Origin of the sequence: Alkaliphilus serpentinus (assembly GCF_009017255.1) — a bacterium.
GTDB lineage: Bacteria > Bacillota > Clostridia > Peptostreptococcales > Natronincolaceae > Alkaliphilus_D > Alkaliphilus_D serpentinus.
Genome location: NZ_WBZB01000035.1, coordinates 1 through 26,808, shown reverse-complemented (window position 1 = coordinate 26,808; position 26,808 = coordinate 1). Strand labels below are relative to the sequence as shown.

General features: G+C 37.3%; 22 protein-coding genes and 1 other annotated feature. Of the genes, 3 read left to right on the top strand and 19 right to left on the bottom strand.

Annotated features, from left to right (window positions below):
• The first annotated feature begins 108 nt into the window (after positions 1 to 108).
• Positions 109 to 696: a zinc dependent phospholipase C family protein gene (locus tag F8153_RS09825; protein ID WP_151866192.1), complete on the top strand. Its 588-nt coding sequence runs from the start codon at positions 109 to 111 to the stop codon at positions 694 to 696.
• A gap of 151 nt (positions 697 to 847) precedes the next feature.
• On the opposite strand, the gene F8153_RS09820 is transcribed toward F8153_RS09825, so the two are convergent.
• Positions 848 to 2,200 carry an MATE family efflux transporter gene (locus F8153_RS09820; RefSeq protein ID WP_192929761.1) on the bottom strand — a complete coding sequence of 451 codons (1,353 nt, stop codon included), beginning with the start codon at positions 2,198 to 2,200 and terminating at the stop codon, positions 848 to 850.
• 113 nt (positions 2,201 to 2,313) lie between these two features.
• Here F8153_RS09820 and F8153_RS09815 point away from each other — a divergent pair, with 113 nt between their 5' ends.
• Complete coding sequence (locus F8153_RS09815; RefSeq protein WP_151866190.1) at positions 2,314 to 2,508, top strand: hypothetical protein; 195 nt, start codon at positions 2,314 to 2,316, stop codon at positions 2,506 to 2,508.
• Positions 2,509 to 2,756: 248 nt separating this feature from the next.
• On the opposite strand, the gene F8153_RS09810 is transcribed toward F8153_RS09815, so the two are convergent.
• The 7 genes from F8153_RS09810 to typA form a co-directional block, all read right to left on the bottom strand.
• Entirely contained in the window at positions 2,757 to 3,929 is a 1,173-nt protein-coding gene (locus F8153_RS09810) for an ADP-ribosylglycohydrolase family protein (protein ID WP_151866189.1), read from the bottom strand.
• Between the two features lie 234 nt (positions 3,930 to 4,163).
• Positions 4,164 to 5,861 (bottom strand): arginine--tRNA ligase, encoded by a 1,698-nt coding sequence (gene argS / locus F8153_RS09805; protein ID WP_151866188.1) that lies wholly within the window; start codon positions 5,859 to 5,861, stop codon positions 4,164 to 4,166.
• A gap of 50 nt (positions 5,862 to 5,911) precedes the next feature.
• Positions 5,912 to 6,117: a binding site (T-box leader), on the bottom strand.
• Positions 6,118 to 6,196: 79 nt separating this feature from the next.
• Positions 6,197 to 7,153, bottom strand: coding sequence for a DUF4097 family beta strand repeat-containing protein (locus F8153_RS09800; protein ID WP_151866187.1), 957 nt, complete (start codon positions 7,151 to 7,153; stop codon positions 6,197 to 6,199).
• 294 nt (positions 7,154 to 7,447) lie between these two features.
• Entirely contained in the window at positions 7,448 to 8,038 is a 591-nt protein-coding gene (locus F8153_RS09795; protein ID WP_151866186.1) for a GerMN domain-containing protein, read from the bottom strand.
• Between the two features lie 123 nt (positions 8,039 to 8,161).
• Entirely contained in the window at positions 8,162 to 8,575 is a 414-nt protein-coding gene (locus F8153_RS09790; protein ID WP_151866185.1) for a DUF523 domain-containing protein, read from the bottom strand.
• 35 nt (positions 8,576 to 8,610) lie between these two features.
• Entirely contained in the window at positions 8,611 to 10,986 is a 2,376-nt protein-coding gene (locus F8153_RS09785; protein ID WP_151866184.1) for an endonuclease MutS2, read from the bottom strand.
• Positions 10,987 to 11,289: 303 nt separating this feature from the next.
• Positions 11,290 to 13,098: a translational GTPase TypA gene (gene typA / locus F8153_RS09780; protein ID WP_151866183.1), complete on the bottom strand. Its 1,809-nt coding sequence runs from the start codon at positions 13,096 to 13,098 to the stop codon at positions 11,290 to 11,292.
• Positions 13,099 to 13,312: 214 nt separating this feature from the next.
• On the opposite strand from typA, the gene F8153_RS09775 reads away from it, so the two are divergent.
• Positions 13,313 to 14,650 carry a M28 family metallopeptidase gene (locus F8153_RS09775; protein ID WP_192929760.1) on the top strand — a complete coding sequence of 446 codons (1,338 nt, stop codon included), beginning with the start codon at positions 13,313 to 13,315 and terminating at the stop codon, positions 14,648 to 14,650.
• Positions 14,651 to 14,679: 29 nt separating this feature from the next.
• Here the strand turns inward: F8153_RS09775 and F8153_RS09770 are convergent, their stop codons facing one another.
• From F8153_RS09770 to F8153_RS09720, 11 genes are all read right to left on the bottom strand, one after another.
• Positions 14,680 to 16,449, bottom strand: a complete 1,770-nt coding sequence (locus F8153_RS09770; protein ID WP_151866181.1) for a carboxypeptidase regulatory-like domain-containing protein — start codon at positions 16,447 to 16,449, stop codon at positions 14,680 to 14,682.
• Entirely contained in the window at positions 16,449 to 16,784 is a 336-nt protein-coding gene (locus F8153_RS09765) for a hypothetical protein (protein ID WP_151866180.1), read from the bottom strand. The genes F8153_RS09770 and F8153_RS09765 overlap by 1 nt, the downstream gene beginning before the upstream one ends.
• Complete coding sequence (locus tag F8153_RS09760) at positions 16,781 to 17,326, bottom strand: RNA polymerase sigma factor (RefSeq protein ID WP_151866179.1); 546 nt, start codon at positions 17,324 to 17,326, stop codon at positions 16,781 to 16,783. Before F8153_RS09760 ends, F8153_RS09765 begins: the two co-directional genes overlap by 4 nt.
• Positions 17,327 to 17,669: 343 nt before the next feature.
• Positions 17,670 to 18,314, bottom strand: a complete 645-nt coding sequence (locus F8153_RS09755) for an undecaprenyl diphosphate synthase family protein (protein ID WP_151866178.1) — start codon at positions 18,312 to 18,314, stop codon at positions 17,670 to 17,672.
• Positions 18,315 to 18,394: 80 nt separating this feature from the next.
• Positions 18,395 to 18,646, bottom strand: coding sequence for a GIY-YIG nuclease family protein (locus F8153_RS09750; protein WP_151866177.1), 252 nt, complete (start codon positions 18,644 to 18,646; stop codon positions 18,395 to 18,397).
• 14 nt (positions 18,647 to 18,660) lie between these two features.
• The gene (locus F8153_RS09745) at positions 18,661 to 21,354 is read right to left on the bottom strand and encodes an AAA family ATPase (RefSeq protein WP_151866176.1); all 2,694 of its coding nucleotides are present in this window, start codon (positions 21,352 to 21,354) and stop codon (positions 18,661 to 18,663) included.
• Positions 21,351 to 22,595, bottom strand: a complete 1,245-nt coding sequence (locus F8153_RS09740; protein WP_151866175.1) for a metallophosphoesterase family protein — start codon at positions 22,593 to 22,595, stop codon at positions 21,351 to 21,353. Before F8153_RS09740 ends, F8153_RS09745 begins: the two co-directional genes overlap by 4 nt.
• A gap of 161 nt (positions 22,596 to 22,756) precedes the next feature.
• Entirely contained in the window at positions 22,757 to 23,179 is a 423-nt protein-coding gene (locus F8153_RS09735) for an Hsp20/alpha crystallin family protein (RefSeq protein ID WP_151866174.1), read from the bottom strand.
• A 485-nt stretch (positions 23,180 to 23,664) separates the two neighbouring features.
• On the bottom strand, positions 23,665 to 24,702 hold the full coding sequence (gene mtnA / locus F8153_RS09730; RefSeq protein WP_151866173.1) for an S-methyl-5-thioribose-1-phosphate isomerase: 1,038 nt from the start codon (positions 24,700 to 24,702) through the stop codon (positions 23,665 to 23,667).
• Positions 24,699 to 25,916 carry an S-methyl-5-thioribose kinase gene (gene mtnK, locus F8153_RS09725; protein WP_151866172.1) on the bottom strand — a complete coding sequence of 406 codons (1,218 nt, stop codon included), beginning with the start codon at positions 25,914 to 25,916 and terminating at the stop codon, positions 24,699 to 24,701. The genes mtnA and mtnK overlap by 4 nt, the downstream gene beginning before the upstream one ends.
• Before the next feature lie 10 nt (positions 25,917 to 25,926).
• Positions 25,927 to 26,580, bottom strand: a complete 654-nt coding sequence (locus F8153_RS09720) for a class II aldolase/adducin family protein (RefSeq protein WP_151866171.1) — start codon at positions 26,578 to 26,580, stop codon at positions 25,927 to 25,929.
• Between the last annotated feature and the right edge of the window lie 228 nt (positions 26,581 to 26,808).

Here is a 26,808-nt window from a genome sequence, read left to right as displayed (position 1 = left end):
ATGTAAAGTTTTATTTTTACATATTAATATAAAACACCCATTGCCAGAAGGAAGATATTTTTTTATAATAGTAATAGTTGTTATTAATTAAGAAAGGTTGTTGCCGTTTTGTTACCAATTACCCATAAAATTATTTCAGAACATGTTTATGATAATGTAAAAGACCATCTAGGAATTGAATTAAATAAAAAAAGCTTGATTTACGGAAGTATAAAACCAGATATTGCCCCAAGGTTATTATTACTTGATCATTTCAAACCTCAATCCTTTAGCTTTATCATGCACGAAGCCTTGGAGTTGTCAAAGCACAGCCTTGTTTCAAACAGTGAATTTTTAAAGCTATTTTCTAGACAGATAGGAGTTGTAACCCACTTTATAGCAGACTTTTTTTGCGTACCCCACAATGACCGATTAACCTATGAAAACAACTTCTTTAGCCATATGAGATATGAGACAAATCTACATATGCAATTTAGAGACTTTGAAGAGAAGTTAAACATTGAAAAAAGTCACTTTAATGTTGATAATTTCTCGGTTTCTACCATTCAAAATGTAGTAGATTTTCTTCATAATCAGTACCAGCTTAGAGGCGAAAGCACCATAAATGATGTAAAGAGTTCAATATATGCAGCCTCGGTTGTTGCAATGTATATAGCCTATCATGCTACAAAGAACTATTCCTTTAGGGTGGCATAGAATTAGAGGTTAAAGACTGGAAAACAGAGGTTAGAAAAAAACAAGGACTTGGTCATGAACCAGGTCCTTTGGTTTCCAATCATTATAGTGCTTCGTCATAACGAAGCTACATTAATTCAACATTCAACATTCAACATTCTTCATTACCCTCCTATATTTTCTTCTCCTTCCACTTACCCTTATAAAACCAAATTGTCAAAACGATGGCCTCCATAACTACCGATAAAGCGATGGCCCACCATACTCCTGTTGCAGAGAAGGAAAAGAAATGAGTCAATATGTAGGCTAATGGGATCTTAATCCCCCAATTTCCAAGGATAGAAGCCAGCATAGGCGGAAAGGTATCGCCTGCCCCTGCAAAGGCAGAACCATATGTAACAGGGAAAACCACAAATAGTACTCCTGTATAGGTAATCCTCAGATATTCTGCTCCAATTTGAATAACCTCTGCATCTTGTACAAATGCACCAATTAATAGCTTAGGAAAGATATAAAAGGGAATTGCAAAGATCAACATATTGAATGTTGCTAAAGCTTTACCCTGCTTTATTAGCTGGTCTACAGCAGCATAATCTTTTTTACCAAGGCTTTGCCCCACCATAACCGACATGGCCGTACCTAAACCAGCTAAAAATATAAAAACGAAATTGAACATTCGTCCACCAATTCCAAAGGCAGCCCCTGCAGCTACCCCTTGAGCTAAAACAATCCTGAACATAATAAGCCCTGTAAAGGGTCTTGTAATCATTTGTAGAACAGCGAATATTCCAATTTTCAAGATTCTTATAGCCATTCCTAAATTAATGGATAAGGAATTGACGAGGCTTTTGATTTGACCCTTATAGATATTTCTGAAAACAAGGATACTCATTAAGGTAAAGGCACTAATCTCTGCTATTACAGTAGCAGCAGCGGCCCCACCGATTCCCTTGCCTAGTACCATTATAAAGAAGTAATCCAGTAGGATATTTACGATATTTGCAAAAACAAAGACCTTAACAGGATTTTTTGTATCTCCCGTTGCCTGTACCACAGCTCTGGTGGTTGCATTGTAAAAAAAGAAAGGTACCCCAATTAGCGCAACAGTGATATATTCCTTCGCCAAACCAAGAAGGGTTTTATCAGCATCTCCGAAGATCCACAGCAGTTGATCAACAAAGATAAAGCTTAATACCATTGTAATCAGGCCAGCTATTATCGACAAGAAAATTCCATTAACTGTTATAGCTTTGATATTTTTTTCATCTTCTGCTCCTGTAAATCTAGCAACCAAAGCTATAGCTCCTGAAGCTACAAGGGCAGGAAACACATGAATTACACCTATTAATGAGGTTCCTGTACCTGCTGCAGCTGCTTCTACACTACCAAGCTTAGCGATAAACCACATGTCAGCTATAACCATCATGGTATGAAGGAGCTGACCAACCATTACTGGCCACGCCAATGTCCATATTTTAGAGATTGCTTCTCTATCATAGTACTTTAAGTATTTTTCGTCCAACATATATATCACCCCATGTTCATTTAATAAAAATGTTATTGAATTTTGAAGGTATTTGTCTATATTTGTAGAAATAGTAATAGTAATCATAACGCTACAAAGAAAGGAGACTGTTGATGGAGGAATTTTCAACTATATCAGTAGAAGAAATATCAAAAAGAGATATGCTTCTTATTATAAAAGCCCTTGAATATACTGGAGAACATACTAATATTTCTTCCTTCATTGAATTAAAAAATACAATTGTGAAGCAATTGAGTATATTGGCCAATACAACAGAGGAAGAATTTATAACATCCCTCGAAAAATAAATGATTCGGTATAAGCCTAAGCTCTAAAAGACAGTTAATAGCTGTCTTTTTTTATTAGAATTAGAAGGCAGCTGAGTTTGCAGTAGACAAAATCCAGACTGTTCAAAAGCTATTAGAGTCGAGGCGCAAGGAAATCCAGCGGTTGCAGCGTATACAGAAATACGCAAGGCTGTAATATGGTAGGGTCTGTCTCTCAGGGGTTAATGAAAGTGCAAGGTTTCTGCAGTAACAAAGAATATGATCGTTTTTCAACAGTCTGAGCTGTCTTTTTTTATTAGAAGATAACTCCCGGTTTTATTCTCCAAGCGAAGATAAAGATAGCCCTTCCTTATGGTTTTCTCCAATATTCTACTGACATTAAATATATCATGTTTAAAAGGTTTACCGACCTCTAGATTGAATATATTGTCATCATTACCGCTGGCTACATATGGCTTTTTGCTTACTTTATAATTCCTCAGCTTTGCTGTATATTCCCCCATACTATCTATAAAGGATAAATTCGTAACATTAGAAAGTGTCTTAATGTTCAAATCTTTATTTAGGCCAGCTAAACCATAAGCCAGCATTAAGGATTCCTTAATATCATCGGAAGGAATTCCTTCAGTATACAAGCCTTCCAGCTTTAAGATCCTCCAATAATTAATAAGCCCTCCAAAAAGCATGTTTTTGCAGCTCCAGCTATTATTCACAAATGTAATTTTATCCTCCTTGATTAAGCGATCTAAATCAATTAGGTAATTTACCCTTTCCTGTTCAAAGGCTAATAGATATTTCAGCTCCTTGTTATTTTCCAGTAATCCCTTAACATTTAACTCTATTAAAAATTCCTTTATTCTTTGCAATAGCTCTTCTCTACTGAAATCCCCATACTCCAGCAAAAGATAGAATATCCTGGCTATAATTAAACCCGTTAGTATCACCTGAGGATGTTTGTTAAAGTAGCAGATGTTCTTGTAGGTTTCTTCTAAGCCTTGGGTAAAATTCTTGTTGGCTAAAATGATTGCCCCTACTCGAGAAATTCCATATCCCCTAACATCCTTTTGATATGCTTCTTCCTTACAAAGCTCTCTAGATTCTATAGCCTTTATAATATGCCTTGGATAACCATTTCTATAATATTGATAATAGTTAAGCTCCTCAGAAAAACGATTATAATCGATAGCAATCCTTAAGCCACCTTCATCATCCAGCAAGGATTTGGTGGTTATCAGCATCAACTGAGTTAAATCACTCCACTGTCCAGAAGGAAAATGAATCTTATTTTCTTCATCCCAATCGCCAGAAAAGTCACCAAAATCCATCTTCCCTGTATTTTCATAGACAAAGCCTAAAGCATCTCCATAGGCCATTAAAGTATAGGAATTTCTAATTCTATCTTCAATCTTCATAATATCTTCCTTTACAGTTCTGTAATCCATACATACTAATGTTATACAATTTCCATCAAATAAACAAGTTTTTATGAAACATCAATTAATAATGAATAATGAATAATTGGAACACACTCAAAATTATAGGCCTCTTACCATAAAATCAAATCCCATGGGTAAAACCAAAAGAAAGGTATAATAGAGTAAAGACTAATTATAGTAAATAAGAATATAAAGCTAAAAGCGTCCATTAGACGCTTTTAGCTATTTCCTTTGCATTTTTTACATTTTTTCTGGTGCTTTTATTCCTAGTAGATAAAGGCCAGTGTAGATAACCTGCTTAACTCCATAAACCAATGCCAATCTAGCCTTCTTAACCTCTTCATCATCAACCAAGATTGGGTGATCGTGATAGAAGCGGTTAAAGGATTGGGCAATATCTATAATATGTCTCGTTATGATGGATGGCTCATTTTTTCTTTGAGCGTCTAAGATAACCTCTGGGAACTGCTGAATTAGTTTAACTACAGCCATACTTACCTCATCCGTTAGCTTACTGCCATCAAAGTTATCGGTAATTTGACCTTCTGCCCTTCTTAAGACACTGGAGGCCCTAGCATGGGTATATTGAACATATGGTCCTGTTTCCCCTTCGAAGTTCAGCACCTTATCCCAAGAAAATGTATAATCCTTTATTCTATTGTTGGATAACTCTTGAAAAACTACAGCACCTATTCCTACATCAGCTGCAATCTCATCTAAATTGTTTATATCAGGGTTTTTATCGGTTATTATTTCTTTTGTTTTTTCAATAGCTTTCTTTAAAACATCTTCTAGAAAAACTACTCTTCCTTTTCTAGTAGCAATAGTGCCCTCTTCTAGACTAACTAGACCAAAGGAAACGTGAATACAATCCTCTGCCCATTCTTTCCCCATCAGTTCTAATATTTTTTTCCATTGTTGGAAATGTAGATTTTGCTGAGACCCAACGACATATATATTTTTATAAAAATCATAGGCTTCTTTTCTATAAATTGCAGCCGCTAAATCTCTGGTTATATATAATGTAGAACCATCACTTTTTCTTATTAATGCAGGTGGCATTCCATATGGTTCTAAGTCAACAATATCAGCACCCTTGGACTCTTGTAAAATACCTTTCTCTTCCATCATCTTAACGACCCGAGGCATCTTGTCTGAATAAAAGCTTTCTCCAGCCAAGGAATCAAATGAAATATTTAACATTTTATATACTCTATTAAACTCTTCTAAGCTGACATCTCTAAACCATTGCCATAAACGTAAAGCTTCATCATCACCCTCTTCTAATTTCTTAAACCATAGCCTACCTTCGTCTTCTAGCTGTGGGTTTTCTTCTGCTTCTTCATGAAATTTAACATATAGCTTAAGTAAGGATGGTATCGGATTAGCTTTTACCTCTTCCTCATTACCCCAAGCTTTAAATGCTACAATAAGCTTGCCAAATTGGGTACCATAATCTCCCAAATGATTAATAGTAATGGTATTGTAGCCTAAAAAATCATATATTTTATATAGGGAATTACCAATTACAGTTGTTCTTATATGACCAATATGAAAGGGTTTTGCAATGTTAGGTGAGGAGAATTCAACTATAACATTTTTTCCTTTGCCTAATGTATTTCTACCATAATTTTGCTTCTGCTCTATAACTTCCTTAATTACCAAACCAGCAAAATAAGCTTTATTAGCAAAAAAATTCAAATAACCTCCAGCAACCTCAACCTTCTCGAATTCCCTTGGTAGTTCTATTCCACCAGCCAAATCTTGTGCTATAACGTTGGGTGCCTTTCTTAAAGTTTTTGAAAGCTTAAAGCAAGGAAATGCAAAATCCCCCATTTCGGCGTTTTTAGGGATTTCAATGGCTAGCATTATATCCTCGATACTAAGCTCCTTTACTTGCTGATGTAAAAGCTCACTTAAATTTTTCTTAAAATCCATAAATCCTTACCTCCTTTAAAATTAAATATAAAAAGCCCCCGTCTCTAAAATCAAGAGACGAGAGCTTACTCCCGTGTTACCACTCTTATTGGCATTTCTGCCCACTCTACTCCAGATAACGGTGGAAACCGCAGAACCCTACTAGCTTCAGGCCTATCCTCAGAGGTGCGCTTCAAGGTATCAATGTACCAGACTTTCACCAACTCTGGCTCGCTAAAACACTTAATACATTTACTCTCCTCATCATCGTGTTACATCCTATATTTTCAAAATAATATATCATATATTCTTACTGAATGCAATATTTTTATGCATTAATTAATATTAACTACCACTTATTTACTGCCGATTTCCACACTACCGATATCGGTATTCACATAAACCATAGCCTTCCCATCAAGCCTTGTTCCCCTAAATTCTCCCTTATCGGAAAAGGTGTCGCTCATGGGTAAGTCAACATCTATACTGCCTAAGTTTACTTTAGCATCAAGTTTAAAGGAAAAGTCTTCATTAGGATACAATTCTATGGATCCAGTTTTGCTAACAAAATTGTAGGTACCACTGCTTTCAAGGTTTGCTGAAATGTTAATGGAACCAATTGATGTGGTTACCTCACTATCACCCATAAGGGTTCCTTCTACAAATTCAATACTCCCGGTAGAAGTATTTATCTTACCTCCGATTTGTGAATGGTAGATATTGATGCTTCCTGTGCTGCTGTTGATATCCGAGTCATTGGTAATGATATCAGTTAATGTAATTTCACCAACACTAACCTTTAAATCTAACTCCTCCAGCTGCAGATTCTTTATATCAACAGAACCAACGCTATTATTGATTCCTACCATTTTAACAGTGTCAGGAAGAGATATTTTAAAATCTACAACTCTATTCTCAAATATATCCCCTAAATCCCTATCATGGTCTACCTTAATGGTAAGTCTATTACCCTCCTCCACTATGTCAACTGTAATGCTCTTAATAGCCTCTTCTACATCCTTTTCATTGCCAAGTCTTGATTTAACCTTTATATCATAGCTTAAAAACCCGCTACTACCACTGGCCTTATCAATTTCTATTGTTCCTACGCTATTTTCAATCTCCAATACCTCTATAGCCCCAAAGTCCTGCTGAAAGCTTTCGATTTTGTCATAGTTCTCTGAAAAAGGATCTATAAAATCACCTATTCTATCTATATCCCTTTTTACATTATTAATTTCAATTGTACAGCCAGATGAAAGTATGGCTATTAGCATCACTAGGGTCAACCCCAAAATAAGATTCCTTTTCATTTTTATAATCCTTCCCTTCTAGGTATAATTGTTCAATGTTGAATGTCAAATGCCAAATGTTAAATGTTGAATGTTGAATGTTGAATGTTGAATTAAGTAAAATTTGCATAGCAAATTTAAAAGATCTTATTAGCATTTTAATTCTTAATTCTTAATTCTTAATTGCTTCTATCATATATACGAAGGATTCTATTTTTTGTCTGAAAAAATACACCGATTTTGACGGTGTATTTTTTTATTTAATATTTGATTTTCTTCAATTTTCAACTTTCAATTTGGAATTTTGAATTTCAATTATTTTTCCATGTAGAAATCCGTTATAAACTCAAAGGGCTTGCTTAAGTCAACACCCTTTAAATCTGTTAGGGCTTCTCCCTCCACAAGAATTTGCACTTTATCAATTCCTTCTAGGGTGGTTAGTGTATTCACGATTATAGCAACCGTAGCCTCAACGTCCTTCTTTGTTCCAATCATTCCTGTTTCAAACTCCTCAGATAAATCCACAATGGCAGTATTATCATCCATTGTTACTGACAAGACCCTAGTTCCTGGGGGAATTGGATTCATAAGTTCATCAAAATCCTCTTGATTAATTAACTCCTTCATAACAAACTCCTCAAAGGTTGTATCTGCTAATCTATAATCATCCTCCATGATACTAAAGCTGTCAGGGAAGATATATGGTAAATTCTTCTGTTTGAGGTATAATACATATACTAATTCTTCTGCTTCCTCTTCTGTCTCTGGAGGATTCACATTCTCACCAATAGGAACCTCCTGTTGATTATCCTGTTGATCATTATCATCGGCTTGTACCTTATTGGAGCAGGCAGCTAAACTAAAAATCATCAGAACCCCAACAGATAAAGAAATCCATTTTTTCATTTTCTTTTCCCTCCTTAAAATAGTTGTCCTATAGAATTTATATCCTAAAAAACAATAACTAATCGGTTGAATGAAATATAGCTGTTGCTAAATATCCTCCTCTGTCAATACCCTTATTCCATTTTAAAGTAATAATGCTGTTGTAACCCCATTGCCTAATTTCTTAGTGTTACTGAAGCTTCCATCATAGATGGTCCCACAGCCACAGGATGGACTAAGGGATTTTAAGATGGCTGTAGTAGCACCGTATAGCTTGGCGATTTTTAAGGATTCCTCAGCACCCTTGATAAAGGCATCTGTAACATCTTTGCCGGATGCTGTCACCACCTTAGCTTTACCAGCTAGAACCTCGCCTCCCTCACCATCTTGAATTTCTGAAGGAGGTCTTGGAGTAGTAAGGCCTCCCAGTTGCTCGGGGCAAATGGGTATGGCTTTTTTATACTTTATAAGCTCCATGAGCTTTTCTGAATAGTTATTACCTCCAGAATATTTGCAATCAATCCCCAATAGACAAGCGCTTACTAACATGGTTTCCATATGTTATATCCCCCATGCTTCCTTCATTTTTCAATCTACTTAACTTCCACCACCGTTACCCCTGCTCCGCCTTCACCATATTGTCCTCCTCGGTAGCTCTTAACATGCTTGTTTTTCTTTAGCATCTGCTTAATACCTGAGCTTAAGATGCCAGTTCCCACTCCATGGATAATGGTAACAGGTGACATCCCTGTTAAATAGCAGTCATCAAGGAACTTATCTACCTCCAGCATTGCCTCTTCTAGGTTATAGCCCCTTATGTCTAGTTCTCTTTTGATGCTTTGGGCCTTATTTTTTACAATCTTTCCTACGCCGGATTGCTTTGCTGTAGACTTATCTTGCTTAACTCGTTCTAAATTTGAGATATGCATAGAGATTTTCATAATACCCGCCTGCACCAAAACCTCTCCATTTTCGTCGGCTGGAGTTATCACATGTCCTTGTTGGTTAAGGGAGAGTATGTTTACAGCCTCTCCTGCCTTCAGATTAGTTGGAGGTTTTTTGTTGGTGGCCTTACCAAAAATCTCCTCTGTAGCAGTTCCCATATCATCTATTCTATCAGATAGCTTCTTTCTAGCTATCTCAACCTGTCTATTCATTTCCTTTTCTTCCATCTCCAGCTTCATTTCCCTAAGGGATTTAATAATTTCTTCAGCCTCCTCCTTAGCTTCCTTCAGTAGCTTTTGGGCTTCCTTCTTGGCTTCCTTTAAAACCTTATCCCTTTGGGTATCTATCTGCTGCTTCTTTTCTTGATATTGAGAAAAGAGTTTCTCTGATTCAAGCTTTAATCTCTTCGCTTCTTCTCGATCTTCTTCCGTTGCCCTTCTATTGGTTTCAATATTTTGGAGAATATCTTCAAAATGGATATCCTCCGTTGAAATAAATTCCTTTGCTGCACTGATTATATCATCCGTCAATCCTAGTTTTCTAGAAATTTCAAAGGCATTGGACTTTCCAGGAACACCAATCAATAGCTTATAGGTAGGCCTTAAGGTTTCTAAGCTAAATTCCACCGAGGCATTTTCAATATCTTCATTGGATAGGGCAAATTGCTTAAGTTCACTATAGTGGGTGGTGGCAATAACACTACTTCCTATAGTCCTTAAATGATTTAGTATGGCCATGGCCAAAGCTGCTCCCTCAACAGGATCTGTGCCTGCCCCAAGTTCGTCGAATAACACCAAGCTATTGGGGGTTACATTATTTAAAATGTCTACAATGTTGGTCATATGAGAGGAAAAGGTACTTAGACTTTGCTCAATACTTTGCTCATCCCCAATATCTGCATAAACCTGCTGAAAAACCGATAAGCTGGTACCAAAATCCGCTGGAACATGAAGACCACTTTGGGCCATTACCGTAAGCAAACCTACGGTTTTTAGGGTAACGGTTTTACCACCTGTATTAGGGCCAGTTATAATAAGGGTTTTAAAGCCCTCCCCTAGCCAAATGGTTATAGGAACCACCTCACCCCCCTGCAATAGTGGGTGTCTGGCCCTCTTAATTTTTATTTTTCCATCGGCGTTTAGCTTGGGCTCAATTGCCTTCATGGTAATGGATAGTTTTCCTTTGGCAAATATAAAATCCAGCTGCTGCAACAGCTTCTGATTACTTTTTATCTCATAGGCCTTATCAGCTATCATAGCTGAAATCTCCATTAGAATTCTTTCTATCTCTCTCTTTTCTTTAAGCCTTAACTCCTTCAGTTCGTTGTTTAACTCAACCACTGCCATAGGCTCAATAAAGAGGGTAGCACCACTGGAGGATTGATCATGAATTAGTCCTGGAAAATTCCCCCTATGCTCCTGTTTAACAGGGACAACATACCTATCACCCCTCATGGTGATGATGGCATCTTGTAAATACTTTTGATTATTGGTAGAGGATATAATACCATTCAGCTTATTCCTTATGGAGTCATTTTTAGAGGAAATACTTCTTCTAATATCCCTAAGCTGGGGGCTGGCATTATCAGCAATCTCGTTCTCACTTAAAATACAATTACTAATCTTTTCTTCGATTTCACGCAATGAAAACAATGCCCCCACTAAGTCTTCAATAATAGGGAATTTAACATCCTTTCCATCATTCTTCATGTAGGCCTTCATTCTACGGGCCACCGATAGGGAATCCTTTAAGGTAAGTAGTTGACCTGGGTCTAGATATGACCCTATTTCTGTTCTTTTTACCATATGTATAATGTCATGGATCCCATCAATAGGTACATTACCCTTCTGCATTAGTATTCCTTGAGCCTCGCTGGTTTCCTTCTGTAGTCTTATAATCTCTTCAAGGTCGGTACTGGGCCTCATTTCCTCAACTACTTGTCTACCTAAAGAAGAGGTGCACTTTTCATAAAGCATCTCTATGATTTTACCGTACTCTAATACCCTTAAGCTTTTTTCATTCATCTCTATCACCTCGTATTGTGAGAATCCTTTTGATGTTATATTTTTACTTTTCAATTGTATCAAACTTACAAATAAAAGTAAATCTAATGGAAAAAGGATGGCTTTCGCCATCCCTTTAAATGATTCATATGATTCTGTATTACTGTCTTAAATCTTACAACTTCAAGATTTAATATTTTTTCAAAGGTAGCTAGAATATTTACCATAAAACTCTAAAATAAGATTATGAAGTTTTATGGCAAATTTCTAGCTAAGCGACTAACTCAAATTAAAGATTTGGTTATCTGCTTATTTTCTTTATTATTATTTTCTTTGAGCCCTTTCACGGGTTGTTTTATCTAGAATCTTTTTGCGAATTCTGATATTCTTAGGTGTTACCTCCACCAGCTCATCATCGGCAATAAATTCTAAGGATTGCTCCAATGAGAAAATTCTAGGTGGCACCAGCTTCAAAGCATCATCACTCCCTGAGGCCCTAACATTGGTTAATTGCTTTCTTTTACATACATTAACAGCTATATCCTCGAGCCTTGCGCTTTCGCCAACAACCATTCCTTCATATACCTCAGTTCCTGGTCCTATGAACATAATACCTCTTTCTTGGGCGTTGTATAAACCATAGGCCACAGCAGTTCCCGTTTCAAAGGCCACTAAAGATCCCCTAGCTCTAACTCGAATATCTCCACGATAATTGTCGTACCCATCAAATAAATGGTGGAAGACACCATAACCTTTGGTATCCGTTAAAAATTCTGACCTGTAACCAATCAATCCCCTAGCAGGAATTCTGAACTGAAGCTTAACGATTCCTGTTCCAGTAGGTGCCATATCCAGCATTTCTGCCTTTCTTTGGCCAAGCTTCTCAATAACAGCACTGACATTCTCTTCAGGCACCTCTACAAATAAAGTCTCGAAGGGTTCCATTAGACCATCCTCTGTTTTCTTTAGAATAACCTCTGGCCTTGATACAGCAAACTCATAACCCTCTCGTCTCATGGTTTCAATAAGGATGGATAAATGCAGTTCACCTCTACCCATTACTTTAAAACAGTCGGAGGAAATTTCCTCAAGCTTCATAGCAACGTTAGAGAGCATCTCTCGATCTAATCGATCCTTTAAATGTCTACTGGTTACGAAGCTCCCCTCTTTACCTGCAAAGGGGCTATCATTAACTAGAAAATTCATAGAGATGGTAGGCTCATCAATTTTCACAAAGGGTACAGCCTCTACATCATCCACAGAGCATATGGTATCGCCAATATTGATGTCTGCTATACCAGAAATGGCCACAATTTCGCCAACAGTTGCAGCTTCAATATCTCTTCTACCTAAGCCTTGAAAGCTATATAGATTGCTAATTTTAACGTTTAAGTTTTGTCCCTTGGTACTGGCAAGAACTGCCATTTGATTTTTCTTAACAGTACCTCTAATAATTTTTCCTATACCAATTCTACCAATATATTTGTCATAATCGATATTGGATATTAAAAGCTGGAGACCTGCTTCGGAATCTCCTTCAGGACAGGGAATTTGCTTTAAAATTTCTTCAAAAAGGGGTCTCAAATCTGTAGCTTCATCCTCTTGATTAAGCTTTGCCAATCCGTCCTTTGCAGATGCATATACGGCTGCAAAGTCCAATTGGTCATCATCAGCCTCTAGTGCAATAAATAAATCTAATACCTCATCAATTACCTCTTCAACCCTTGCATCGGTTCTATCGATTTTATTTACCACAACTATTGGTTTAAGACCTTCCTTTAAAGCCTTTTGTAAAACAAATCTTGTTTGGGGCATAGGTCCTTCCTTAGCATCTACCAAAAGCAGAACGCCATCCACCATTTTCATAATACGCTCAACCTCGCCACCAAAGTCTGCATGGCCAGGAGTATCAATAATGTTGATCTTCACATCTCCATACATAACAGAAGTGTTTTTCGATAATATGGTAATTCCTCTTTCCCTTTCTAGGTCATTGGAATCCATTACCCTTTCCTCAACAAACTCATTACTTCTAAAGGTTCCACTTTGCTTTAACATTTGATCAACCAGGGTTGTTTTCCCATGATCAACGTGGGCAATTATTGCTACATTTCTAATATCTTGTCGCTTCATTATTTTCCTACTTCCTTTATATATTTATATATTTGATTTTATTTTCTGCCATAAGAGCAATTTTATCACATAATATCGCTTTCAGCAACGAGGAATTGGTTAAGTCAGTGATTACGACTATTTTACAGAATTTTTGGTTTTTTATGAATTTTTCTTAATATTTGTCATGGATGCAAAATGGTATAATATAGTAAATAGTGTTAGGGGGGATTTTGTGAAAAAGAGATTATTCTTCAACAAATATATTCTGTTTATAATTGTTTTTTCTTTAATACTTTCCTTTACGGGATGTAACGATCCTCATGTGGAAGTAGCTCCTAAAAGTGAAGAAGTCAGCCTTCTAACCTTTGAAGAGCTTCAAGGTAAAATAGATATCGACAGAACAATGGAATATATAGAAGATTTAGTAGGCTTTGGTCCTAGGTTGGCGGGACTTCCAGGAGAAGTTGAGGCTGGAAAATATTTAGCAGAAGCCTATAAAGATCTGGAATTAGAAGTAGAGACCGAAGAATTTCCAGTAATGGTCTTTCAGGATAAAGAGGTACAATTAACTATAAAGCAATGGGGAGAAGCTACACCGATTACAGCTAACAGCCTTACTTATTCAACCTCCACCCCGGAGGACGGTTTAACTGACTTACCATTAGTATATGCCGGTTTAGGACGTAGGGAGGATTTTAATGGTATTGATGTAACCGGGGCTATTGCAGTTGTTCATAGGGGAGAGCTTTTCTATAGGGATAAGGTTCATAATAGCGCTATCAAGGGTGCAGAGGCAGTAATCATCATTAATACAGAGGATAGCCCTCTCATGGCTACCCTTATAGATAAATCAATAGTTCCAGCAATTGGAGTCTCCTCCTCTGAAGGTCAAAAAATAATGGACGCCTTAGAGGAAGGAGAATTAAAGGCTGATTTATTAGTTAATACCCTTATAGAAGATAGCACCTCAAACAACATCATAGGAATGAAGGAAAGTAGCAAAGAAACAGATAAGGTGCTGATTATAGGTGCCCATTACGACAGTGTAAACTGTCCTGGGGCCAACGATAATGCCTCTGGAGTAGGGGGATTATTGGAAATAGCAACGGTCTTAAAGGGTGTTGATTTACCCTTTGACATTCAATATATAGCCTTCGGATCGGAAGAGGTTGGCCTTATTGGTTCACGTAACAATGTTACAACAAATCATCTCAAGAGTAGTAGTAATGTTATCGGCATGATCAACCTTGACATGATTGGTATGGGAGAGTACTTAGTAGTATTAAGAGAAAACAGCTTGAGCGATGATTTTCTGAGCAACATTGCCTATAAAGCAGCCCTTGATCTTGATATAAAGGTGGTGGCGGAATTCAGTGGTAGGAGTGACCATAGTCCCTATGAAAATCAAGGGATCCCAGTGGTGTTTTTAGCCTACTGGCCCTTTGACCCTCTGTACTATCACACCGAAAGAGATACCTTAGAAACAGTAGATCCTCAGCTGGTTAAAAATACAGTAGAAGTAGTTTTAAAGACTATAACTACCCTGGTTAATGAGGAATATAATCAGTAAATAGCGAAGGAGACCCATAGGGTCTCCTCTTATTTTTTCATTTGTAGAAATACCTCATTTCCAGTAAGATCATAGAGTCTTTCATAAAGCTCTCGAGCCCTAGATAAATTGGAATATGGATAAATATCCTCGATATCATTTCTATAGAGCCTTGCCAGGATAATCATTGCATAGAGGTCTTCAGGGTTCCCTTCTAAATCCCCTTCATAGGCCTCAATAGCCCCTTCATAGTCTCCCGCTGCCAGTAATTTGTCTGCCTCCCTTGGTTCATGTCCTTTAAAGGTAAAGTCGGTATTTTGACCTTTAATATAACCTAAGGTTGAAGAGATTATTTGATCCTCTTCATCGTAGGCAACCACTCCCCAAAAGTGTCTGGATCCCGGATAGGGATAATTCATAAAGCTCTCGGCTATAACCCCTTCCTCTTCACTATAGCTTAATCCCCCATCCAGCTGTAAAAGGGCATTGGCAGATAAAGTAGTATTTGTTTGATAGTATTTTTCAGGTAAATTATTAGAGCTACTTCCATTTCCAAAATATCTTCCAATTTCTAAGGTATAGTAGGCTGCACCTTCTACCGGCTGCCAGCTAAAATGAATTTCCTCTTCAACTACTGAATTGTTTATTGGAGAATGAACCTTAATGGTTTCTACAAAATCGAAGGACCAGCTATAGCTTCCTCCAGCCTCCACCTCTATATTGGATTGAGGAAATCTTCCCTCCTTCAGTACAGAATCCCCTATAATATTTAAGTCTGCAATTAATCCCAAGGCATATTTACCTGGGGGTAGACGTTTAAAGGTAAACTCGCCCTTTTCATTGCTCTTTAGCCACAATGCTCTTCTAGTAGCCGTTGGAAATCCTCCACCTGCCGATATTGGCTGTAGAAATACATTGGTATTTGCTAGAGCTTCTCCATGAAGGGTTACCGTACCGGAGATCCTTCCAGAGTTATCTCCATCTCCATCAGCTATTCTAATTTTATTCTCTAAATTTTCAATTCTCTCTTCCTCATAAATATTGTCATACTTTAAACCTTCATCAGCTTCATTAAGATTGATTATCTCCAACTGATTTTTTCTAATATCATCGATTATACCCTTATATATTTCCTTTGCCCTATCACCATTACCCATCATTAAATAGGTATCAGCCAAGGTTTCTAGGATTCCTTCATCATAGTAGAAGGAGCTTTCATCCATCTCCATAGATTTTATATATTTTTCGCCAAATTCAATGGCTTCTTGAAAATAGCCTCTGCTGCTCAGCTCTTTTAATGTAAATAAATAAACCCTTTGTAGCTGGAAGGCTGATCTTGGCAATAGCTTTTCCTCTAAATTAGCTATTATATCCATTGATTCTTTATATTTTTTTTCTTTTAAGGCTCCATAAATATCTCTTATTGCTAGCTTAACCATTGCCCTTTGCCCGTGGGGGGTCTCAGGGTGTAATTGAACCAGCTTTTCATAAAGAGCTATGGTCTCCTTAGGAATCGTTCCCGTTTCTTCACCGTACCCTCCAGTACCTCCGAAACCCATTGGAGATATCATTAAATAGTTGTCTCCCTCGATCCCCTGCGCCAGCCACTCCATTGCCATGGCAGCTTCTCCATGTCTAAGGAAATACTTTATAATCCTCTGGTAGTATCCATGGGCTTCTGCCCTATTACCCTTTTGAAGTTGTCTATCTGCCAGCCTCATAAGAGCCCCTGGTAAAAGGGCATATATTATTAATCCAAGGGAGACTAAAACGATTAAAGCCTTCCCTAAGGTTTTTATTTTGATTCGAACTGCTTTCACTATTGGTCCCCCTTTATTATTCCTTCTGAATCACTGATGAGGGTGATGGTTGAAGATAGGTTTCGTATTTCATATTTAGGATGGGATAACTCTTTAGGGATAAGAAGGGTATTCACCAATAACCCTATAGCCAAAAGACATCCAATAGCTGCAAAGGATACTGGAATAGCAATTTCCCTTTCTAGAAATCTTTCAAGGGCAGTAGAAGGAGTGATTCCCTTACTAATAGTTAGTGTTTTTTCAATAAAGCCATCATCTACTTCAATGGAAATTAATTCATCCCTCAAGGTAGCCTTTATCAGGTCCTCTAAGCCTTTATGATTTTTCTCTTTCATAGGTTCAATGCCCTCCTTTCCATTTCCAATCGAATCTTTTCCTTACCCCTCTTAAGCCTACTTTTTATTCCAGATTCACTAATATCCAATATCTCTGATATCTCCTTGATCTTTAGCTCCTCATAAAAGTATAGAACTAAAACTTCTTTATATTTCACTGGAAGGGACATGAGAATTTCTTTAAGGACCTCTTCTTTTTCCTTCTTGATTACCACCTCATGGGGCAAAGGCTTATGATCTTTAATCAGTAAATCCTTTAGTGGGAAAAAATTAATGACTCTTTTCTTTCCAACCACCCTTTTAGCATTGTTTATTACAACCCGTGTCAACCAGGTAGATAGCTGGCTATCCCCTCTAAATCCATCAATATTTTTGTATATTGAAATAAGGCTTTCCTGTACAATATCTTCAGCCATTTCTTGATCCTTGACGATATAATAGGCTATCCTCAATAGCTTATTGCTATATTCTTCAATAAGCTCTCGATAAGCCATCTGATCTCTATTCTTTAATCTTTCTATATAATCTCTGGCTTCAGTCAATTCCTCACATCCCCTCACAACCTATTAGATACATTATATTAAAAAAAGGTTTCAAAAAAACAGAAATTTGAGATGGCAAATTTCTTTTTTTATTTGGGTAAGTCTTATTAATTCTATTTCTAGGTTAAGTTGCTTTTAGCTTCTAGTTACCAGGTGTCTACTTAGGAGTGCTGGGTCTTTGCAGCAACAACGAAGATGGAGGCGTATTATACCGGCAGACTGTTCAGAAGTTGTTAGATTCTAGGCGCAAAAATACCCAGCGGTCGACACGTATACAGCAATACGTTAGAATGCTGGGTCTTTGCAGCAACAACGAAGATGACGACTTATCAACAGTCTGAGCCTAGCCCCCTAGAGTGATATCCTGCCCCCTATACCACTCCAAAGCATCATAAAAATGCTGGGGCTTAAAATCTGGCCAGTAGTCATCTATGATATAGAAGTCAGCATATACTGCTTGGGCAGGCAGAAAGCCGCTAAGTCTTCTTCTGCCTCCCCATCTTATGATTAAATCAATCCTTGAAACATCACTGGAATGAAGGCCTTTATAGGAATTGCTTTTTAAGGCGCTTTCCTCTGTTGTAAGCTTTCCTAGGTCCCAATGCCACCCATAGTTTACAAGAAAATTTACTTTTATTGTACCCTTTCCAAACTTCGTTCTTTTTGTGTAGGGAATCAGCTCCTTTGGAAACATTGGGGAATCACTATTTCCCACCACCAAAAGATTGGCATCCTTCTTAGCTAACATTTTTACTGCATTAATACAGGCAGCTGTAAAGGCCTTCCTTTGAAGGGCAGGTCTTTTGGTGTTATCCATTGTAAAGCCATAGTAGGTTATTTCCTTAACCCCTACCTCCTTACAAAGGTGGTACAGCTGTAATCCTGGATCTAGTCCTTTATCATAGCCCTCGGCCTTATTTAACCCTAAGTTGGCGGCCCATCTTCTATTTCCATCGGGGATTACCCCTATGTGTTTTGGTACCCTCATATAACTCTCACACCTTTACTTCTTTTGATAGTAAAAGTGTTAACATTTAAGGTCCACCTCATACAAACTTTTTATATGTTTTACGAAGTTTTAAAGGATTCTATTAAAGATTCCTTATATTTCCTACTGAGTTTTCTTAAAGTAGCTTCCCTTTTTTGTGCTTCACTTCTTGTTTTGTATTCCTCCCAATAAACCAATCCGACAGGGAGCCTACTTCTTGTATACTTTGATGCAGTTCCTTGGTTATGCTTCTTTAATCTTTGCTCCAAGTCCACAGTCCAACCTGTATAATAGGTTCCATCATTACATTTTAGTAAATAAGTAAAGGGCATCTTTCCCACTCCAATTAAGTCAAAAGAATTTTTTTTATGTTAAATGCCTTTTCAATTTTCTCAGCCAACCAGCTATGACATGTAAAGAAGAAAATTTGTCTTTTTTCAGAGATTTTTTGTAATAGCTGTAGGTTGCTATCTAGCCGGTGTTCATCCCAATTGATAAAGGCCTCATCAAAGCATACAGGCAGCATTAATCCTTCTTTGTCTAAATGGTCCATCAGCGATAACCTTAAAGATAAATATAGCTGGTTGAGAGTTCCCTTACTGAAGGCAGGAGTAACCTTTATTGCTGTAGGAGAATCTATTTCTTTTACCATAATACTTGGATCCTTATCGGTTTCTTCAATGTAGATATTGGTATACTTACCTAAAGTAATCAAGTTAAAATAAGCACCTGCATTTTTCAAGACATCTGGCTGATTTTCCTCCTTAAACTCCTCTTCAGCTACTTTAATGATTTCCGCCAGTAGCATCAATCGATCCCTTTTGATTGCAGCCTCTTCATATTCCATTTCCTTTAGCTTGATTTGGCTTTCAATTTCATCTATTGTGGTTTCTTTAAGGATTTGTTGGGACAGCAGTTGAAGCTCCCTTTGCTCTTCCTTCAGGGCGATTAAGCCCTCTTCTATTTCCTCTAGTTCCTCTTCAACTTTAGTAATATTCAAATCATCAAAGGTTTCATTCTCTTTGCTATTTAAGCCTTCAAGCTCTTCCTTCAAATGAGCTAAATTATCTATGGCCATAAGCTTCTCATCAAGGATCTTCAGCTTGTTTTGAAGTCTTTGGTTATTATGAAAGCTTTCAATCCCCTTATTAATATCTCCGTCCCCCATAGTCATTAATGCTGAATTCAATGTATCTAAGCTATTATCCGTATCCTGAAGGTTGGCTTCAATGCCCTTAACCTCTTCCTGCAACTGTAATAAGTCATTTGTTAATCCCTCATTTACTAGCACTCTTTTCTCAAGGCCTTCTACTAGCTCCTTTAGCTTATAAAGCTTATCGTCACCACTTCCCTCAACAGCATCAAAAATCTGTAGAAATTCATCTATAACTTTGATTTCTTTCTCTAACTCTTCTTCCTTCTCCTTGAGGCTTTTTTCCAATTCCTTCAGCCTAAAGGAATCATCTTTAATTTTAATTAAGGAGGAAGCAAAAACCTCATCCATATTGGTGATTACAATTTCCGGTACATTTATTCCGTCAAATAGATTTAGAAGAAGCTGTTTTTTCTCCATTAGCTTCTCTTCAATTTCCTTGAGTTTATTTGTTAATAGCTGCTGCTGTACCCTTTGAGGATTGTTACCTTCCAGCTGCCTTTTCATGATTTCAAAGGAGCCATAGGCAACTCCTCCAGCAATAATCATAATAGCTCCTATGATATTTAATAGATCTTGGTTTAAAAGGATTCCAGCACCTAATATCGGTATTCCAGCCAAGGCAGCAATCATTAAGACCTTAGGTTTTGTTACATTGATCGTCTGCTTCCTTAAATAATCTATGCTTCCTTTAGTGTCTTCAAATTCCTTAAGGCTTCTTCTATAATTTTCTAATCTGATTCTAAGCTCTGATAAATTAAAATTTTCTAGACCCTCTAAAGCCCGTTGGCTAACCTCTTCTCCAGTAATTTTTTGACCTTCATAGTTTAATTGGTGAATAATCCTTCTTTTTTCTTCCCTTTTATTGGATACTATATCCCTTAGGGTTTGTATCCTACTAATATTTTTTATATGAGTATTGATGTTGGCCTTATGATCTAAAATCTTCAATTCTTCCTCAGTAAGTCTATAAATTCCATCCTTCTTTAGATCTATAAGCTTCTTTTTTTCCTCCAGAGTTCTATTTAATTGCTTCTGTCTTTCCTCAAGGTCCTCCTTTTTACTAAGACTGTTGCTGAGCAGTTGCTTGAATATTTCAGGATAAACAAAGCTTTTCTTGGTCTCCTCTAATTCCTTTAGTAGTCCCCTTAGAGGAAGGAGTTCCTTTACCCTTCGCATGTATTCCTTTAGTCTAACCTTCTCCCTTTGATGACCTTCTATACCAGTATAGATCTCCTCAAGCCTTTTATTGTAATCCCTTAAGAGTCTTTGTCTTTCCCTTGCACTTTCTCTTTGGGATTTTAATGAGTTCATTTCTTCTTCTAAGTCTCTTAGAAGGGAGTTTCCCCTACGGCTTTCCTTATATATTTGACTGGCTTCCTCATTAAGCTCCTTAAGAACTTCTCTGGTGTTTCGAATGATTTTGCTGCCATAATTGGCCAACAGCTTGTCCTGCACCTCATCCCAGGCCTTCCCCTGTAGCTCCATTAAGTCTTCAACCCTTAGGGCATAGATCTTCTCATAAATTTCCGATGAAACATGACGAACATGGGGAAGGGGGTTGTTTCTTAGGTCTATGATATTTTCTCCTTTGGTGATGTGGCCCTTTGGCTGACTAAGCAATCGTCTATATAGTTGGATTTCCCCTTCGTCTTTGAGATCTAGCTTAGCAGTAAATTCAATTCTGTTATGATTCCATGAGCTATAGGGATGCTTATCGTTGCTGGCTGGCGAAAAGCCATAAAGGGCACTTTTTATAAGATTGAAAATGGTAGTTTTGCCTGCCTCATTATTTCCCAGGAAAAGCACCACTCTGCTATCTGTATCATAGGCAGATTCCATATGAAACTTGCCAAAGTCTAACATTTCCAGTTCCTTTATCCTCATTCTCCATCACCTACCATTCGATTCAGGGCTTCTTCCTCTAAACCCTGTAACAATTCTTTATAATACTGTTTTCTATCCTTAGCATTATTGATTTTTTTATTGGCTAGCTTCAGCTGTGATAGATTCTCCATTAGTTTTTCGTTGCTTTCGATATTGTTCATTATGGACAAGGCCTTACCAAGGACATGGTTGCCCTCCTGGTATTCCTCTAAATTAATAGCCTTTAATAGCCCCCCTGTTTTTGCTTCTACCGCAATAAATCCAAAGCTTTGTTTTATATCTGCCTCCAGCTGATACCTACTTTCTTCCTCATTCATTTCCCTTTCTAAGTAGCATCTTCCTGCTAACTCCAGCCTAAGGATTACCTCACCATTATGGATATTTCCTTCCTTGAGAAAGGTATTGATTCTATCCATAATATGATCCTTTAGCTCTTCATAGGTGGTAATTTTATCGAGGTCTTTAACGATTAGGGTTTCCCACCTTATGGTGGAGAATTTGATAAATTCCACCTTAACCCTGCCCAGTTCATCTATTTCAACAAGATTGCCACCCTTTTCTCCCGTTTCTCTAGGATGTCTACCCTGTAGATTACCAGGATAACAAATATTTTCATTGGATATCTGTTGACGCTGATGGATATGGCCTAAGGCCCAATAATCGTAGCCCTTCTCCTTCAAATCCTCCAAGCTGCAAGGCAGATAACGATCATGCCTATCGATTCCCGAAGCAGATGTAACCATGGCATGTACTAGTCCCACATGGGGAAGGTCTCCTTCTTTTGCGGGAAATTGACTGATTAGATTTCTGCCTTCTACTTTAGTTTGGTGACCTACTGATAAAATTCTTCCAATGGCCCTACCATCTGTTCCCATCACATCAAAGGTCTGTAGCCTGTCATTATCTATTAAATGAAAATTGGAGGGCCATTTTATTAAATTGGCTCTATAGCTTATGTCTCCAGGATCATGGTTACCAGTAGAATAGTATACATGAATATTATATCCTTCTAACTGACGTATTCCATCGATGATCATACTCTCTGTCTGAAAGGTTAGTAGTTCATCATCAAAAAAGTCTCCAGCTATTAATAGAGCATTTACTCCTTCATTGATACAAGTATCAATTACCCTAAGGAAGGCCTCCCGAAGGCTATTTCTAAGTTTACTTCTAAGGTCTTTATTGCTGGAATAAAAGCTGGTATCTAAATGAATATCTGCAATATGAATAAATTTAAACATTTTATCACCCCTTTATCTTAAGGATTAAATCCACTGATTAAATGACTATAATCTTTATATAATTCAAGATATCTATTGGGGTTTCCTTCTTATTAAAAAACAAAACTTCTGCAACAAAAAATCCATATCCTGTAGAGATATGGATCTTTATGTGTTAAAGCTTATTGAATTTCTATTCGGTTTTTCTTTTTCTTCTCCCCTGACTTCGGTAATGTAATTTTCAGAATGCCATCTCTATACTGAGCTTCAATCTTTTCTTCGTTAATGTCCTCTACATAGAAGCTTCTAGAAACCCTTCCGCTTCTTCTTTCCTTACGAATGTAATTTTCTCTTTCCTCATTATACTCCTCATTGTTTTCTACAGAGATGGTTAAATATCCATTTTGGTAATCAAGTTGAATGGCTTCCTTATCAACTCCTGGAATCTCAGCTTCCACCAGATATTCATTGTCGTTTTCCTTAATATCCACCTTCATACCCATACCACTGCTTACCGGCATAAACCCATCATTATGAAAGAATCTGTCAAAGAAGCTTTCCATCTCTTTTCTACCACGATTAAAGGGAACTAAATCTCTAAACATATTAAGCACCTCCATTAACATAATTTGTGATCTTTTAATTATAGTTTAAGATAAAGGTCAAAGAAGGTCAAATTCTTATTTAGTTGAAAATATTTTTTTAATGAGCTTTATAACTGAATAATTCTAATTAGCTAATTATTTCTAATTAATTCTTTGTTTATCTTTGCTTTTCTCTTCTCTTTACCTTGCTCATTTTTATAAATCTTCTTCCATAATTCAAAACACTTCATTCTTAATTCTTAATTGTATTTAAGCGTTATTCTATGCTATAATTCTTCTATCAAATTTAGGGAGATGGCTAAATTGAAGAAGCCCTATCGTATCATTTCTTATATAGTATTATATGAAAAGGATGTGGAAATTCTTTATGCTTCCAGCTGTAATAAGGATTTCAAACTCAAGATTATATTCTCAAGAAACGAAATATAAACACAGAAAAAAACAGGATAGGGCTTATAGATAACCCTACTCCTGTTTATTGTATGTTAGAGAAGCTTTTTTAAATTTTCCTCAAAGGGTGGATATACAATTCCCTTTTCTGTAACGATGGCCCTTATTAAATGATGGGGTGTAACATCAAAGGCTGGATTATAAACCTTGATTCCCTCAGGGGCAGTTTTTTTACCAAACCAATTGGTCACCTCTTGAAAACTCCTCTCCTCTATAGGAATGTGATTGCCATCGGGGGTATTTAAATCTATTGTAGGAGTTGGCACTGCCACATAAAAGGGAATGTTAAAATGCTTAGCCATGATCGCCAGCTGTAGAGTTCCAATCTTATTTGCTGTATCCCCATTGGCTGCCACCCGGTCTGCCCCAGTTATGATTGCATCCACCTTACCCTGGGCCATTACTGATCCTGCCATATTATCGCAAATTAGCGTAACATCAATGCCACCATGCTGAAGCTCAAAGGCAGTAAGCCTTGCACCCTGAAGATAGGGTCTGGTTTCGTTGGCATAGACCTTTAGGTTTTTACCCTTCTCCTTGGCCAAATACATTGGGGATGTAGCAGTTCCATATTTTGAGGTTGCTAAGCTTCCTGCATTACAATGGGTCATTACCGTCATCCCATCCTCTAATATCTTTAAAAAGTTTTCGCCTATTTCTTTATTGATTGCTTCATCCTCTCTATGGATGAGGATAGCCTCATTTAAAAGGGCATCCTTTATGTCTGTTAAAGAAGCTTCCTTTAATTCCTCAGCTTTGTTAAGCATTCTCTCTAAAGCCCAGAAAAGATTCACAGCGGTAGGCCTTGATTGGGCAAGATAATCTGCCTGCTCCCTTAAAAGACACATAAATTCTTCATGGTTAGAGGCTTCTATCTCTCTAGCAGCAATATATAATCCATAGGCAGCAGTAATGCCAATTAAGGGGGCCCCCCGAAGCTCCATATCCCTTATTGCGTGGAATACCTCTTCAACCGTCGTCTTAGGGTTAAACTCCATTTCCTCTGGCAGCTTTAGCTGATTCAATATGTAAAGGGTATTATCCCTCCATTCTATGGGAATTAAATGACTCATATTTTCATCTCCAATCCTAGGTTATCCTTAACAAAGGCCACAACCTCTTCAATATTTTTAAAGGCTTCTCTATTCATGATAAGCTTTTCTCCAAGCTCTAAAACCCTAATTTGAGTCTTACTACGCTTCTTTAAATCTTCAATCCCATCTACGTCAATATTATGGGCAAGACCATGGGTTCTTCTAATCATTACAGCACCACAGAAACCTATGGCGTCTACAAAAAGCCTTCTTATATACTGCTGTTGATATCCCTCTACCTTAACTGAAATATCCTGAGCATCCCTTTCCCAGTTGTCAATAAACTTCTTATGGAATAGATTATAGATATCCACTATGGAATTCAGGAGATATTCTCTATAATCCTTTATTTGATTAATATCAACATCCTTACCCCACCAGGATACATAGTTAATTAGGAAATTCCCAATAATTTTCCCTACATCAAAGGCCGCAGGACCAAAAAAGGCAAATTCTGAATCAAATACCTTCGTCTCATCCTCACCAGCAAATATGGAGCCTGTATGTAAATCCCCATGAAGAAGGGATTGACCCTCTGTCATAAACTTGTATTTTAGCTTGGATGCCTCAAGCCACAAATAATCTTTCTTCCAGAATACCTCTTCGAGGTAAGGTCTTAGCTCTGGATTGATATTGTTTCGTTCTGCGTCATAATAGGGATCGGTGAAAATTAAATCCTCTGAAATTTTACAAAGCTGGGTATTCACAAATTTTGCAGCCAGTTTCTTCTTCTCCTCAGGATCCATATATAAATCCGAGGTGTAAAATAGGGTATTGGCTAAGAAGGTTGATATATGTTGTGGAAAATTGGCATGCTTCTTCATCTCTATCATGCCATACCGCATAAGCTGAAGGTGAGATAAATCCTCCATTGCAATTAAAGCCAGCTGATCATTTCTATGGATGAGCTTTGGCGCATAATCAGCCACAAGCTTATTATGTATTTCCAACGCATTTGCTTCAAATATAGTTCTTTCAACTGAAAGGGGCCAACCCTCTCCTACCACCCTTACATAGGGTAGGGCCTGCTTTAAAACTAAGGACCTTTGAGCTTCTTCATCCCTGATGATAAAAACCAGATTGAGATTTCCATCTCCAACCTCCCGTGCTACAAGCCTTGCAGTTTCTGAAAAGAATCCCAGCCCCTTTACATAGTCAATGGCCAGCTTTTCATTCATCTGATAGTACGACATATGATACCTCCTATTCTTTAATGATTTTTTTACTATATTCTCCTAAATATTTCTCCCTTAAAAGGGTTATATCCTCATGGCTTAGTGGCTTAGGGTTTTTATTGAGGGACAAGATAATTGAAGCTAGCTGAGCTGATTTTTCTGCAATATCAGCAGCAGTTAGGGCCTCTTTTAAGCTTCGGCCAATTGCCACCAATCCATGGTTCGCCATAAGGGTGGCAAATCTTCCTTTTCCTAATGCACTAACAGCATTTTCTGCCAATTCATCGGTTCCAGGCAAAGCATATTCTGCAACTGGAATATCCCCACCAATAATCTGAGCCTGATCTTCTGTATAGCAAGGCACCTCTTCCAATAAAGCCGCAAAGGCGCTGGCATATATGCTATGGGTATGAACAATTCCATTGATTATAGGAAAATGCTTATAAATCTTTAGATGTAGGAGTAATTCGCTTGAGGCAGGTAAATTTCCTGCTATTTGCCCTCCAGTTGCCATATCTATTGCAGCCACAGATTCCTCCTCTAATTCATCGTATGGAACTCCCGAAGGGGTAATCCACAAGGTATCCCCTCGTCTTATACTAATGTTCCCCCATGTACCCTTAATCAACCCGCTACTAAGAATTCTTCTCCCGCCACTGATTATTTCCTGCTGAACAGTCATATTTTATTCCTCCTGCCTTATCCTAATCTATTAAGTGATCAATTCTTGATTTATAGATATTTAACCTTATATGAATTATCTAATATCTACCCATATAATTCAATATTTTTCGAAAAGTACTTTTTTATATTCTACTAAAGTGACAAAAATATTATAATATTATAACAAAGGCTTGTTTAGCTGTTAACTGGGTATGATATTGATTATCCCGAGTTTTACACCAAATAA